The 13,229-nt window shown below is 62.7% G+C and carries 11 protein-coding genes; 2 read left to right on the top strand and 9 right to left on the bottom strand.

The genetic code is table 11. The features are described 5' to 3' along the window. Nucleotides 1–23 precede the first annotated feature (23 nt). From BLW08_RS18985 to BLW08_RS18970, 4 genes are read right to left on the bottom strand one after another with little or no spacing between them, the layout of a single operon-like run. Nucleotides 24–1,865, bottom strand: a complete 1,842-nt coding sequence (locus tag BLW08_RS18985) for an IucA/IucC family protein (RefSeq protein WP_091327151.1) — start codon at nucleotides 1,863–1,865, stop codon at nucleotides 24–26. Next, a complete protein-coding gene (locus BLW08_RS18980) occupies nucleotides 1,862–2,452 on the bottom strand; it encodes a GNAT family N-acetyltransferase (RefSeq protein ID WP_091327150.1) in 591 nt (196 codons plus the stop codon). The genes BLW08_RS18985 and BLW08_RS18980 overlap by 4 nt, the downstream gene beginning before the upstream one ends. Then, the gene (locus BLW08_RS18975; protein ID WP_091327147.1) at nucleotides 2,449–3,804 is read right to left on the bottom strand and encodes a lysine N(6)-hydroxylase/L-ornithine N(5)-oxygenase family protein; all 1,356 of its coding nucleotides are present in this window, start codon (nucleotides 3,802–3,804) and stop codon (nucleotides 2,449–2,451) included. The genes BLW08_RS18980 and BLW08_RS18975 overlap by 4 nt, the downstream gene beginning before the upstream one ends. Then, nucleotides 3,801–5,363, bottom strand: coding sequence for a pyridoxal phosphate-dependent decarboxylase family protein (locus BLW08_RS18970; RefSeq protein ID WP_091327145.1), 1,563 nt, complete (start codon nucleotides 5,361–5,363; stop codon nucleotides 3,801–3,803). The genes BLW08_RS18975 and BLW08_RS18970 overlap by 4 nt, the downstream gene beginning before the upstream one ends. Nucleotides 5,364–5,648: 285 nt before the next feature. Between BLW08_RS18970 and BLW08_RS18965 the strand changes: the two genes are divergently transcribed. Continuing rightward, nucleotides 5,649–6,023 carry a hypothetical protein gene (locus BLW08_RS18965; RefSeq protein ID WP_091327142.1) on the top strand — a complete coding sequence of 125 codons (375 nt, stop codon included), beginning with the start codon at nucleotides 5,649–5,651 and terminating at the stop codon, nucleotides 6,021–6,023. A gap of 55 nt (nucleotides 6,024–6,078) precedes the next feature. On the opposite strand, the gene BLW08_RS24200 is transcribed toward BLW08_RS18965, so the two are convergent. From BLW08_RS24200 to BLW08_RS18955, 3 genes are all read right to left on the bottom strand, one after another. Further along, the gene (locus BLW08_RS24200) at nucleotides 6,079–7,920 is read right to left on the bottom strand and encodes a DUF7507 domain-containing protein (protein WP_254779972.1); all 1,842 of its coding nucleotides are present in this window, start codon (nucleotides 7,918–7,920) and stop codon (nucleotides 6,079–6,081) included. Continuing rightward, a complete protein-coding gene (locus BLW08_RS24195; protein WP_254779971.1) occupies nucleotides 7,917–8,996 on the bottom strand; it encodes a DUF7933 domain-containing protein in 1,080 nt (359 codons plus the stop codon). The genes BLW08_RS24200 and BLW08_RS24195 overlap by 4 nt, the downstream gene beginning before the upstream one ends. 189 nt (nucleotides 8,997–9,185) lie before the next feature. Next, complete coding sequence (locus tag BLW08_RS18955) at nucleotides 9,186–10,814, bottom strand: sigma-70 family RNA polymerase sigma factor (RefSeq protein WP_091327140.1); 1,629 nt, start codon at nucleotides 10,812–10,814, stop codon at nucleotides 9,186–9,188. 117 nt (nucleotides 10,815–10,931) lie between these two features. Here BLW08_RS18955 and BLW08_RS18950 point away from each other — a divergent pair, with 117 nt between their 5' ends. Beyond that, nucleotides 10,932–11,516, top strand: coding sequence for a hypothetical protein (locus BLW08_RS18950; RefSeq protein ID WP_254779970.1), 585 nt, complete (start codon nucleotides 10,932–10,934; stop codon nucleotides 11,514–11,516). A gap of 2 nt (nucleotides 11,517–11,518) precedes the next feature. Here the strand turns inward: BLW08_RS18950 and BLW08_RS18945 are convergent, their stop codons facing one another. Further along, entirely contained in the window at nucleotides 11,519–11,875 is a 357-nt protein-coding gene (locus tag BLW08_RS18945) for a GNAT family N-acetyltransferase (protein WP_090823886.1), read from the bottom strand. Then, complete coding sequence (locus BLW08_RS18940) at nucleotides 11,872–13,227, bottom strand: acyltransferase family protein (RefSeq protein ID WP_091327138.1); 1,356 nt, start codon at nucleotides 13,225–13,227, stop codon at nucleotides 11,872–11,874. Before BLW08_RS18940 ends, BLW08_RS18945 begins: the two co-directional genes overlap by 4 nt. Between the last annotated feature and the right edge of the window lie 2 nt (nucleotides 13,228–13,229).

The raw sequence follows: 13,229 nt of genomic DNA, 5'->3' as shown, positions 1-13,229 counted from the left end.
GCGCCTACCCCTCACCGCAGGAATTAAGCGAACTTGGCCAGCGGGTTGGCCAACCGTCCCGCCATCTGGAGCCCGCCGGAGGGATCCGAGATGTCCAGCATCTGCTGGTTGTTCCGCAGCTGCAGGCGGTTGAGGCAGGACAACTCAAAGTCCGGCGCAAACAGATCGTGCATGGCGAACTGGTCCGCGAGCTCCGGATGGCGCTGCTGGTATTCGCGCAGCACGGAAGCAGCAGTTCCCCAGAACTCGTCCTCGCGCAGCGTCCCGTCCTCCACAAGGATGGCTCCGAGGAAGCGGAAGATGCAGTCGAAGACGTCCGTGAAGATGGCCAGGACCATTTCCTCGGCAGGGATCTCGGCCTTGACGCGGGAGACGTCCTCCGGCAATTCCAGCCGGTCCCCCATGACCACGATTTCCTCGGCGATGTCCTTCATGATCGCGCGGACAGGCACGCCGTCTTCGAGGATCAGGATCACGTTTTCGCCGTGCGGCATAAAGGCGAGCTCGTACTCGTACAGGCAGTGCACCAGCGGCACGAGGTAGGCCTCGAAGTAGCGTCGCAGCCACTCGGTGGGCGCCAGGCCGGACCGCTCGATCAGGGCGGAAACCACGGAATTGCCGGTGCCATCAACGTGCAGCAATGACGCCATGGTGGCCAACTGCTGCCCGTCCTTGAGCAACGGCAGTGGGCTTTCCCTCCACAGGGCCGAGAGCATCTTGCGGTAGGGGGAACCCTTGGCCGAAGCAGCCTCGTAATAGTGGTTGTGGTACCCGATGGCCGCGGTTTCACGGATCATGGCCAGGCCCCGGTTCTGGAGCTCCTGGTCATTGCCGATCAATTCCTGCAACCAATCGTTGATGGCAGGCGTGGCCTTCATGTACTGCGGCGACAGTCCACGCATGAAGCCCATATTCAGCACGGACATGGCCGTCTTCACGTACGCCTTCTCCGGGTGATCCGTGTTGAAGAACGTCCTGATGGACTGCTGCGCCTGGTAGGAGTCCTCACCCGTTCCCAGGTTCACGATGTGGCGCTGGGCGATTTCTGCCGCGAACGTCACGGTGAGCTTGTTGTCCCACTGCCACGGGTGCACCGGCATGAGGAGGTAGTCCTCGGGATCCAGTCCGGATGCCGACAGCTCCGCATTGAACCAGGCCAACGTGGCCGGCCCAAGTTCAGCCTCAAAGTGCGTGCGGTAATCCAGCCCGGCGCTCGAAGTGAAAACAGCCTTGCTGCGGTGTACTGCGATCCACTGCAGCTTGACCGTGGCACCGGTTTCCGGCGCGAACGCGTGGTAGTCCGCAATCCCGAATCCCAGCCGGCCATTGTTGGCCACGAAACAGGGGTGGCCCTCGGTCATGCTGTGCTCAATGGCCTGGAAGTCAGCGGCCCGGTCAGTCCCGCCCGTGATGCCCGCCGCCAATTCAGCCGAGCTGAACGGCTTGCCCTGCTTGTAGGCGTGACTGGCCAGCGTGCTGCTGATCTCTTCGAGGTACACCGGGAGCATTTCCATCCGGATGGCCAGTGCCTCGTGGAACTCCGCAATGAAGTCCAAAGCGTCAAGGGGCAATTCCTCACCGTCACGGAGGCGGGCTATGGAATCAGCGGCGACAGACCAGTGTTCAAGCTGCAGCACCCGGGCGCGGAAGCGGTACTCCGTGGCGTCGTCATCGCTCACCACCTTGTACAGGCCCACGCCGGCACCCTCATCACGGATCAGCTCCGGAACCAGGATGCGCTCGTGCGAGAACTCTGCGATCGCTTTGCGGACCACGTGCCGGTTGGCAGCGGCCCAGCGCTCAGGGGTCAGGTGGGACACGGAATCGCCAGCGGTGGCAGTCGCGTTGTCGGCAGTGGTGGTCACAGGGATTCTCCTCTGGTCGCCGCGGCAGGCGCGGCCAGAATCGGGGTCAGGGTAGCAAGGAAATCCTCGCGCGTGCAGAAGCTCAGGAGCCCCTGCTTGTGGTCTTCGGCAGGATCGACGGCGGGAAGCGTCACCACGCCGTGCGGCCGGAAGCCCACCTTTTCGTTGAGGACATGGATCTTGTGGTTGCGGGCGTCAGGCTCGACGACGATCCGCTGCGTTGCGGGGTCCTGGAACAGTTCCGTCATCACGGACTGCATGACGGCGGTGGTGAAGCCTGGTTGCGGATCACCGCTGGGCGGGGACACCAAAAGGTGCATTCCGACGTCTCCGTCCTGGACCTCGTAAACGTCCGCCAAGGGCGAGGATTCAGGACGGTACCGCTCCATCAGGAAGGCAGGAACGCCGTCGTCGAGCCCCAGGAACGCTTGGTGATGGCCCGATTCCGCGATCTTTGTGTACTCCTCCACAACGTCCTGCTCAGTGGCCGAGACCATGCCCCAGAACCGTGCGTACTCCTGGCTCACCCAACTGTGGAGGACAGGTGCGTCCGCCACGGGGTCGATGGGCCGGAACGTGAAGCTCATACGGTTGCTCCTGCGGTTTCCGGGACGGCAGCGGATTCTGTTGTCATTGCCGGAGCGGGAGCACCGAACTGCTGGAACGCGATGCTGCGTTCGATCGGGTAAACCTCGCGGCCGGTGATTTCCCGCAGGATGCAGGAGTTGCGGTAGGCGGCCATGCCCAGGTCCGGGGTGACGAAACCGTGCGTGTGCAGCTCGGCGTTCTGGACGAAGATTTCGCAGGGTTCCACGCCGGTTCCATAGTTGCGCTCCACATCGAAACGGCCCTTGGAGTCACGACGGATGCGATCGTGGATGCCGGCCAGGAACGCAGGCTCTTTATAGGTATAGCCGGTGGCCAGCACCACGGCTTCGGACTCCAGGCTGTAATCGCGGCCGTGTTCTTCGTGGCGCAACTGGAGCGTGTGGGTGCCGGCGGCGGCATCCCAGTCGGCGGCAGTGAGCGAGGAGTGCGTGTGCAGTTGCGTGTCCACCATGCCGGAGAGGCTCTTGGTGTACAGGAGATCGTAAATGTCGTCGATCAAGTCCGAGTTGATGCCCTTGTACAGGTTCTTCTGGCTCTTGATCAACGAATCGCGCTGCTCCCCCGGGAGCGAGTGGAAGTAGTCCACGTACTCCGGCGACGTCATTTCAAGGGTGAGCTTGGTGTACTCCAGCGGGAAGAAGCGGCCGGAACGGGTCACCCAGTTGAGCTGGTAGCCGTACACGTCGATTTCCTGGAGGAGTTCGTAGTAAAGCTCTGCCGCGCTCTGTCCGCTGCCCACAATGGTGATGCTGCGCTTGGACTGCAGCTCACTCTTCCTCGACAGGTAGTCGGCGTTGTGGAGGACCAGTCCGCCGGCGGGCACTATTCCTGCACAGGAATCCGGAACGTAGGGGGACGTGCCGGTGCCCAGGACCAGCTTGCGGGCGCGAAGCACCTCAGCACCGTCCGGACCCTGCACCGAAAGGCGGTACACGCCGTCGTCGTAGGTCACATCCAGCACATCCGTGCTAAAACGAACCGACTCAAGCTGGCCGGCCACCCACTGGCAGTACTGGTTGTACTCGGCGCGCAGCGGGTAGAAGTTCTCGCGGATATAGAAGCGGTACAAGCGGCCGGTCTGCTTCAGGAAGTTCAGGAAGGAGAACGGGGAAGTGGGATCGGCCAGCGTCACGAGGTCTGCCATGAACGGGACCTGGAGGTGCGCCGGTTCCAGCATCATGCCAGGGTGCCAGTCGAAGGATTCGCGCCGATCCAGGAACACGCAGTCGAGGTTCTCCACGGGCTCGCTCAGGGCCGCTAGGCCAAGGTTGAAGGGCCCGACGCCGATGCCTGCGACGTCGTAAATCCTGCCGTTGTCCTGGGTGCTCACGCGGCGGCCTCCGTGGTGTTTGCGAGGAGGCTGTCGCCGGTCCTGCGGATCAGTTCGATGATTTCCTGGATGTCCCTCAAGCTCGCCTCGGCGTTGAGGAGGGTGAATTTGAGGTAGTGGCGGCCAGCCACCTTGGTGCCGGCAACCACGGCCTCGCCGGAGGCGAAGATCGCGGCGCGGATGGCGGGATTGAGGGCGTCTGCAGCGTCGTCGTCGAGGGCCGCACCGTCCACCACCGGGCGGTAGCGGAACACCAATGTGCTCAACTGCGGTGCGGCAGCGAGCTCGAATTCGGCGTCCTCAGCCAGCAAAGTTCCTACCCGGGCGGCGAGGTCAATCGCTTCGTCGAAGAGCGCACCGATTGCGTCGGCGCCCATAATGCGGAGGGTCAGCCACAGTTTCAGCGCATCGAAGCGGCGGGTGGTCTGAATACTCTTGTCCACCTGGTTGGGAATCTCGGCCTTCGCCGCGCTTTCCGGATTCAGATAGTCCGCGTAGTACGTGACATGGCCCATCATGGAGCCGTTGCGGACCAGGACTGCGCTGGAGCTCACCGGCTGGAAGAAGGTCTTGTGGAAGTCCACGGTGACAGAATCCGCCAGGTGGATGCCGTTCAGGAGGTGCCGGTGGCGGCCGGACACGATGAGGCCGCCACCATAGGCGCCGTCAACGTGGAGCCAGGAATCGTAGGCGCGAACCAAGGCGGCCATCTCGGACAGCGGGTCTACCGATCCGAAGTCCGTGGTCCCGGCGGTGGCTACAACCGCCATGGGCACCAGCCCGGCGTCGTGCGCTTCCGCCAAAGCAGCCGCAAGGGCGGTGGGATCCATGCGGTGGTCTTCGGTGGTGGGCACTGCGACGACGGCGTCGAAGCCCAGGCCCAGCATGGATGCCGACTTCTGAATGCTGAAGTGGCTGTCCACAGAGGTGAAGATCCGGAGCCGATCCAGCAGGTGCGGCAGGCGGGCGTCCACATTCGTCGCCCGCAGCTTGGCGACCGCGTGGTTGCGGGCAATGAGCAGCGCCTGGAAGTTGGACTGGCTGCCGCCGGAGGTGAACACGCCGTCAGCGTCCGCGTCGAAACCGATGCGCTCCGCGGTCCAATCGATGAGGCGGCGCTCGATCATGGTTGCACCGGCGCTCTGATCCCAGGTGTCCATGGACGAGTTCACGGCCGAGAGCACGGCTTCGCCCACCAGGGCGGGGATGACCACCGGGCAGTTCAAGTGTGCGGCGTAGCGGGAATCGTGGAAGTAGATGGCGTCCTTGAGGTAGAGCTCATCCAGCTCCTCCAGGGCAGCGGCCGTGTCCGGCAGGGGGCGTTCGAGGTCAACGGCGCCAACCTTGGCTTTCAGTTCGGCATGCCCGACGCCGGTGAAAGGTTGGGTGGTCCGCTGGACTTTGGTGGAGACGGCGTTGACTCCTTGGAGAACCTGCGCGACGTAACTGGGCGAATTTCGTGCGTTGAACAGCTGGTTGGTGGCAGCGAGGGCCAGTTCCACTTTGGAGCCAAAATCCTGCTCCTGAGCGATCCGCTCTTCGACACTAGGTGACGTCACGTCAGCTTCCTTCCATTGCGTTGGGGCGCTTATTAGCAAGGTAAGCCTTACTTAGGTAAGCCTTTCCGTCAAACTTTTGTGACCTATTTCGCTTAGAAGGCGGTTTCTCGCGGTTCTACCGCGCGGTAGCACGTCATTGACTTTTCTTAAAGCCCCTTTGGGTGCAAAATGTGGCACTCTTTTCGGCCACGGAATTGTCTTTTTGGGCCACCGGCATCCTGCCCGGGGTGGACTCGCCACGAGGAGTAGAGTGCTAGGACAATCCAGTCAACGGTGGGGGACCCTATGAAGGACCACGTCCACGAGCACATCGGTTTCCGCGAAATCGACCAGCACGGCAACGCGGTGCAGGCCATCAGCCCCCATGTACCGGAGCCTCCGGAGGCGGACCCGGCGCGAAGGCGGCCTTCCGTCAATCCGTTCATCGTTGCGCTCTGGGTGCTGGATGCCGGGCTGGCCTGGTTTGGACTGTGTGCGTTCACTACTGCCGCGGCCACGATCATGTCGCCGGGAAGTGCCGAGGCAGCCCAAGTGAATTACATGCTTCTCTCCAACGCGCCCTATGCGCTCCTTGCTGCCGCCCTGATCACCGGCGGCTTGCTGTTCTGGCACGCAATGCAGTGGCAAAAGAAGAGGCTCCCGCCAACAAACGATCGTTAACTGCAAAATGCGCGGCAACCGGGGTTGGGGCCCCGGCTGCCGCGCACTTCACGTCCTATGCCCCTGAACGCCTCCGGCGTCCGGCGAGGTACAGGAACAGCCCCGAACCAACAACCAGAAGGCTGGTGGGCACCACGGTGAGAACAACTCCCGTGCTGGCCAGCAATCCTTCGGATTGGTCCGGAACCACCGACGGGAGGCTCACCACTGCACTTGCAGGTGGAGTGGTGGCAGCCTCTCCCGTCGGAGATGTGCCCGCGGTGGTCCCGGTCGCTGTGCTTTCAGGTGGCGTGTTGCCAGCTGATCCGGCCGGGGATCTGCCCCCGGTTGTTGCCACAGGCGGGAAGGTCACCACCACAGTTGCAGGCGGAGTGGCGACCGTAGATCCGGTGGAAGCCGTACCCGTTGCAGTAGCCGTGTTGCTGACCATGCCTGCGTCGGTGTCCGCCCGGGTGATGGCGTAGGCTGCCGTAGCCGTCACCGTTTCACCGGGCAGCAGGGTTCCCGCAGCACCGGGCCAGTGGTAATCCAAGGCCGCCAGGCCCAGCATCCGGTCCTGGGCTGCAACCCCTGTGATGGGCACGGTCCCGGTGTTCTTCAGGGTGAACTTGTAGGTGATCACATCCCCTTCCCGGGCTGGGTCACCCACTCCGGAAGCGTCGGCCGACTTGGTGAACTCCAAGCCCGACCGCGTTTTCAAGGGGGTATCCGTCTCACCCGGCGGAGGCGCAACGGAAGGTCCCCGGACGGGTGTTCCCGTGGTGGTGGCGGTGTTGGCGACATGACCGGCGTCGATATCCGCTTGGGTTACCGCATACGTGGCTGTGGCCATCACCCTCTGGCCGGGGAGGAGCACTCCTGGAACTCCCGGCCAGGTGTAGTTCAAGGCTGAGAGTCCGGCCAACGGGTCATGAATGGAGACGTTCTTCAAGGTGACGTTTCCACTGTTCTTCGAGGCGAAAAAGTAGGTGATGACGTCGCCAACCTTGGACTCCGCATCGCCAACGGGCGCCTGGGCCGACGTGCTGAACTGCATTCCCGCGGATGCGTCCAACGCGGTACGGATCTCACTGGGAGGCGGAGTCAGGGGAGGTCCGGTGGGCGGCTTGCCCGTGGTGGTGGCGCTGTTGGCGACATAACCGGCGTCGATATCTTCCTGGGTGATCTGGTACGTTGCCACGGCAGTGACAGTTTCGCCCGGCAACAGCTCGCCGGGGGTTCCCGGCCAGGAGTAGTCCAGGGCCGATACGCCGGCCATCGGGTCATCAATAGCCACATCGCTCAGCTTCACGTTGCCCGTGTTCTTCGATGCGAACGTGTAGCTGATCCGATCATCCACCCCGGCAGGCGACTGGACCGCTGAAATGTCAGCAGAGGCACTGAAATCCAAGTCCGGGGCCGCCACCGCTCTATTGCCCAGCACACAGCTGATGTCAGCTCCGGTAACGGGAGTGAGCGCCAGCGAACCGTTAAAAGCGTCGCCGTTGGGCAGGCCGGGCTGAAGGCCGGAGGCATCGGCGCAGGTGATGGTTTTGTCGTAACCGGACAGGTTGCTGCCCGATTCCGTCAGGTAATACGTGGCGCCTTCGGTTGCGATGTATTCGCCGGTAATGCCAGTACCTGGACTAACGGCGGCTCCCGAACCGGTGGTGGTGGAGTTGGCCGTGTTGCTGACCACCGGCCCTGTGGCCGAGCCCGTACGAATTTCAGCGGTGAACTGGTCCAAATCCCGGGCCCGCCGACCGTCCAGTTGTGTGCTCAGTTCAAGGCGTGGGGCGCGGACAGTCAAGGTAGCGTTTGCCGGCGGGTTCAGGTTGGTCACGATGCTGGCGGGACCACCGACGTAGCTTCCCTCGGCAGCAGCAGTCACCTCAACCGTGACGGTGCACGATGTCATTCCCTGCGCCAGATCGCCGCCGGCAACGGAAAGGGTTGCGCTTCCAGGGAGAGCCGTGCGCGCCAAAGCATTTGTTCCAGGAGCCTGCGCACAGGTGCCCCGACGTTGGGGGTGCCAGCCACAACAAGTCCCGCAGGAAGGGATTCCGTGAGGGACCAATCGGTTTTGGTGAGCAAATCCGCCGTATTGGTGACAGTCAATGTCATCCGGGAGGTTCCGCCGGGCCCGATGAGGGACGGCGTGAAGGACTGATCCAGCTGGGGTGTGACGTCCACAATCTGTGGGAGGTCAAAAGCGACGTCGTTACCGAACCCGGTGGTGGCCTCGTTCCGCAGTTCCAAGCCAAGTGACGGGTTGATGGTGCCGAGCGGAATCTGGTACGCCGCCGATTGAAGCCTGGTGACCTGGACATCGGGCCGCGTGCTGCTGCCGCAGGGATCCAGCCCGGCGCTGAGGACGTGCCGTGCCCCGTTGATGAGGAGGCTGAAGGTCTCGCTTGCGTGTGCTGCATGGCAGTTGACTTGGGCGAAGTATCCGGACACGGCGTAGTAGTGGCCAGCGATCGCGGGGATGGTGTTCGACTCCGTCCGGAACTGGACGCCGGCATCAAGGCTTCCGGAGGCGCTGTTGGTGTATTCGGACAACGCCTGGTTGCGGGCGGCTTGGGTTGCAGTCTGCCCCTGGGCCAAGCCAAGGGCCACTGACATTTGCTGAAGCTGACCCCAGCCGGCCGGCTGATTCCTGAGGCAGCCGGAGTCGGAGGTGGGCAACGGCGTGGAGGAGTTCAGGATCCACCCGTCGCATTGTCCGCCTGCCGGGGTGTAGGGCGTGTCAGCTGTATAGGTTTCATTGGCTGCAGCGGGGCCGCCCTCGTATCGCAGGATGCTGATGGCCCCGGCTGTGGCGTCCTCATTGGAGAAGCTTTCAACGTAGACAGTGGTGCCGGGCTGGACCACGTCGGGAGTTCCCGGGGTGGTGGCCAAGCCCGGGGGCGCCAAGGCGCCACCCACCCCCAGCGACATCATCGCCGTAACGATGATGGCCGCCAGCAGCCTGCGTGGACGTGCGTACTTCATGGGTTGTCTCCAGGGCGTAACCGAAGGGTGGTGTCATTGGACCTACAAGAAATCCAATGAGGGCACCGACAAACACGGAGACCCGAATGATTAGTGCTGGCAACTCATGAATCGTGACGCGGAAATCTGAAAAACTTTTGGGAGAGTTTTCAGCGCTTCTTCACCGCCGAATGACGCCGGTGCAAAGGCCTAGTGGAAAGCGTTGGCGAACGACGTAGCGGCAACGCCTTGACCGCTGAACCGGTAGTTCAACACTCCGCCCTCTGCGGTTGCCGGCATGGCAACGCCCAGCGTGAAGGCGAGGTCCTGGGTGGCCAGCAACGCGGTGGTGCAACGAATCTGCTGCAGCTCAGTACTGGCACAGGTCCAGCCCGCTGGCGCAACGGTTCTCCCCGCCACGAAGGTCGCTTGGTCCGGCAGGGCAAAGACAGCTTCGCCCGTAGTGGGGCTCCCCTCCCCTTCCAGCGAGAACTGCACGTGGAGCTCCCGCTCCGCCGGACCGGAACCGGACGCCGCCGCGAACGTCGCATCAACGGTTTGGGTGGGCTGTACCGCAGGGGTCGAAGCCATAGGCGACGTGGAGGAGGAAACAATGCCTGAGTCCACCACAACAGCGCTCCGTGGCGGCACCGCCGGTGGAATCACGACGGCGGACGGCTGTGGCACCACTGTTGCCGTCGGGACCGTTGGGGGAACCTCGGCTGGGCTGGAGTTCGTTGCGAACGTCGGTTCAGGGCTCGGCGTTACTACAGGGGCCAATGTTTCCTGGACCGGGGGAACATTGGTGGCGGCCTCGCCCGAGGCCGTTGATTCGTTGGCGGACGTCGGCTGAAGCAACCACGCAACCACTCCAGCGAGCGCCACCACTGCCAACACCATGGCAGCAGTCAGCTTCCATGCCTTGCTGACACCCTTCACTGCGGTGGCGCCTGCCTGGCCCGGCCCGGCCGTGACTCCGGTCCCGGAAGAAACCCCCACAGCAGTTGCACCCGATCCGATGGCCGCAAGGGCGCCTGGCGTGAAGGCGATCCCGGTAACCAGAGGGAACAGGATGGCCCTCATGCCGCCTTGGACGTCATTGAGCTCAATCAACAACGCTGTGCACTTGGCGCATCCATCCAGGTGGTCGTTGACTTTTTCCTGGGACGTGCGTTTCAGCGCATTGCGTGCGTACTTGCCCAACTGGCTGGCGTATTCGTCGCATGCTTCGTCCACGGTCTGGCTGATGTGCTGCTGCAGGTACGCCTGCCGCAGCCCTTCCCTGGCTCGAATGGCCAACGACGAAACTCCATTGGGGGTCAAGCCAACAAAGGGAGCGGCCGCGGCAGGCTTCAAACCCTCAATGTCCAAGTGCCACAGAACCGCTTGCCAGCGCTCGGGCAGCGATTTGAAGGCCTTCGCCATAATGCTCGACTCAAGGTCACTGAGGACCGGATCGGTGTCCATCACGGCAGAATCCAAAATCGCGTCATCCGCCGCCGTTGGCATGCGGCGTGCCTTGCGGTTCCGGTCGTGCGCTGTGCGCCGCACCACCGTCAGGAGATAGGACCGGAAGAACTCCTTCGGCCCCTTGCCTTCCTTGAGAAGTTGGAAGATTGACGCAAAAGACTCAGCAACCACATCATCGGCGTCACTGGGGTTGTCCGTCTGGGAACGGGCCACGTATTGGGCGATCTTGAAGTGCCGTTCGTAGAGCACATCGAAGGCGTCTGTAACCCCTTGGCGCACCATGGAAATGATCTCGGGATCGCTGCCACCAGCAATCGCCAACGCTGGGGAGGCGGCGCCATCGCCCCTTACCGCAAATACTTGATCCATAAACAATAGTGTGACATCAGAAGCCGCATGACTTGAATCGAGCCATTTATACCTGTAAAGAAGCCACTTTTTGCATATTTCGCGTCACGAATCAGATGTTGGTGCCACTTATGAGGCGTGAACTTTCCTACCCCTGGAGCGACTCAAGGAAACACGGAGATCCGGCGGCGCCGCCCCCTCCTGAAACTGTCGCGCGCACTCCAGCACAAGACGGCCCAGCACCGCTCAAGCCTGCTTGCGCGAAAGAAGAATGCGGGACATGTCGCCCTGGTCTACGGGGCGGACCGGCCGCTGGCTATCCCGGGCGATACTGTCATTTTCACGGCCTGGATCACCAATGACTCTGCGGGCTATCTCCGTGACGTCACCCTGATACCGCGTTCCTTCACCAACGAAGGCATGGAGATGCTCCAGTACACGTCAGAACCGGTGGAACGGGACCTTCGGATCAGCCTCCTTGCTCCGGGCCAATCCGCCATGCGGAGCTTCTCCTACGTGGTCACGGATTCCGATCATCTCCACGGGGGAAGCCTGGTCAGCGCGATGCAGGTCCACGCCAACTGCCGGGGCCAACGCATTTCCGATGAGCACGATGCCATCGTCTCCCTGTGCGGGACACGGCGGGACTGGCCCTTCCCCTCAAGCCATGCCGGGCGTGCTCAGAAGCGGTGGAAGGGCTATGACCAATCAATGCCGATGTAGGCCTACTCGTTGTCCGGTTCACCCACCGGCTTCTCGGCGGGCCAGTCAACGTCCTGCTCGTAACCCTCGTGCTTCTTCAAGTACGCAGCGATGTACGGGCAATGCGGGATGATGCGCTTGCCGGACGCCACCACGTCATCCAGCGCAAAGTGGGCCAACACTTTGGCCAGGCCCTGACCACTGAACTGGGGCCTGGTTTCTGTGTGAATGAAATCGATATGTCCTGGCCGGTCGAGGAACTGGGAGATCACCGCCAGCTCTCCGTCTACATGAAGCTCATAGCGGTGAAATTTGTCATTGCGCACCGTGGTGACGTCGGGGCGGAACGACTCTGCCAGTGAATCCGTGAACTCGGTCATGTTTCGAGATTGGCACGTAAACCGGCCTCTGGCAACGTGGACAGGGGTGCCTCCCGCAGATCCGCAACTTTTCCTTGAGGCGGCTGCAGCACCGGGGTCGGAACCCTGCCGAGAAGCAGGACCGCAAGAGCGAAGCACGCCGCTCCCCCGCCCAACAGCGCAAGCGTTAATCCGTTGAATGCGGCGTCCGCCACCGGGATCAAAACCACGACGACGGCCGTCACCACAGCGGCACGGGACGGACCCCGGGCGTGGCTGGCCGCCGTCGGACGCTTCTCCAAACGCCCTAGAATCAACACCACTGGCACCAGCAGGGTGACTACCGCGAGGAACACAGGTATCCGCGCCCACCACCACTCTGCGGTTCCGGCCCATGGTTTGGGTATTTCGGTGAGCAACAGCAGTCCTGACATGCCTACCAGCAAGGGCAAGTGCCATAGGTAGACCGTCATGGACCGGCGGCCGGCAACGGCAATGATGGACTGGATCCAACGAACACCTGCAATCCACCGGATGCCCCGCTGAAGAAGCTGCAACGTGGCCGTCTGGGAAATGCCCAGCAGCAGCAGGCACAGGTTGGGCGGATTGATGTTCACCACCATGTTTCCCGGGTAGACAGCCACCCCTGTGACGAGTCCCAGCAATAGGTTGCTGGAGACGATGACGCCCACCAGCCACGCCCGGCTTCGGTGTTCGAAGAAGCCGTCAGCCATGAGGAATCCGAGTTGCTGGACCGCGCACCAAACAAAAACCATGTTGGCGAAGGCCAGCACCGGAAGTGCCCCGCGGAGGGAATCGACCGTAATGATCAGTGCCACCAAACCGCCAAAAGTCAGCATCGGTGCCTGTTCGTGAAAGCGTGCCAAGAGCGGAACGCTGAGTTGCGCCGTCAAGTAGGCCGCCAGGAACCACAAGGGCATCGCAGCCCCGGCCGTCATCAGCTGAATCACTTGCGGGTGGACACCCAGCAGCAACGCAATCCAGAGCCCGCTCCACATGACCGCGAGCAGCGCCATCGCCGGGCGGATCAGGCGCAGGAGCCGGACCTGGGCGAAGTCGAATCCATTTCCCCCGCGAGCACGCAAACGCCGCCAGGACTGCAGCCCGGTCACGCCTCCCAGCACGAAGAACAGCGGCACGATCATGAGCGCCCAGGCAACGGGCACAAACCAGCCCTCTTCCATGAGGACGTTGTGGGTGGTGACCGTTCCGTCCCTGTGCAAAACAGGGCTGACCATCATGCAATGGCATGCCACCACCAGCAGCAGGCAGGTGAAGCGGACAAGGTCGATCGCCGGGTCCCTCTGCGCAGCCGTTGCTGCGCTGACCGCAGGATACGTGTCCCTCTCCATTG

The organism is Arthrobacter sp. cf158 (assembly GCF_900106835.1).
In the GTDB taxonomy this organism is placed as follows: Bacteria; Actinomycetota; Actinomycetes; order Actinomycetales; family Micrococcaceae; genus Arthrobacter.
This window is presented reverse-complemented; position numbering and strand designations above follow the sequence as displayed.

Bases quoted from the DNA above. Each gene is read 5' to 3' on its own strand.
- BLW08_RS18965 (WP_091327142.1), top strand. From the start codon at position 5,649: ATGAAGGACCACGTCCACGAGCACATCGGTTTCCGCGAAATCGACCAG.
- BLW08_RS24200 (WP_254779972.1), bottom strand. From the start codon at position 7,920: ATGACATCGTGCACCGTCACGGTTGAGGTGACTGCTGCTGCCGAGGGA.
- BLW08_RS18940 (WP_091327138.1), bottom strand. From the start codon at position 13,227: ATGGAGAGGGACACGTATCCTGCGGTCAGCGCAGCAACGGCTGCGCAG.
- BLW08_RS18955 (WP_091327140.1), bottom strand. From the start codon at position 10,814: ATGGATCAAGTATTTGCGGTAAGGGGCGATGGCGCCGCCTCCCCAGCG.
- BLW08_RS18980 (WP_091327150.1), bottom strand. From the start codon at position 2,452: ATGAGCTTCACGTTCCGGCCCATCGACCCCGTGGCGGACGCACCTGTC.
- BLW08_RS18945 (WP_090823886.1), bottom strand. From the start codon at position 11,875: ATGACCGAGTTCACGGATTCACTGGCAGAGTCGTTCCGCCCCGACGTC.
- BLW08_RS24195 (WP_254779971.1), bottom strand. From the start codon at position 8,996: ATGAAGTACGCACGTCCACGCAGGCTGCTGGCGGCCATCATCGTTACG.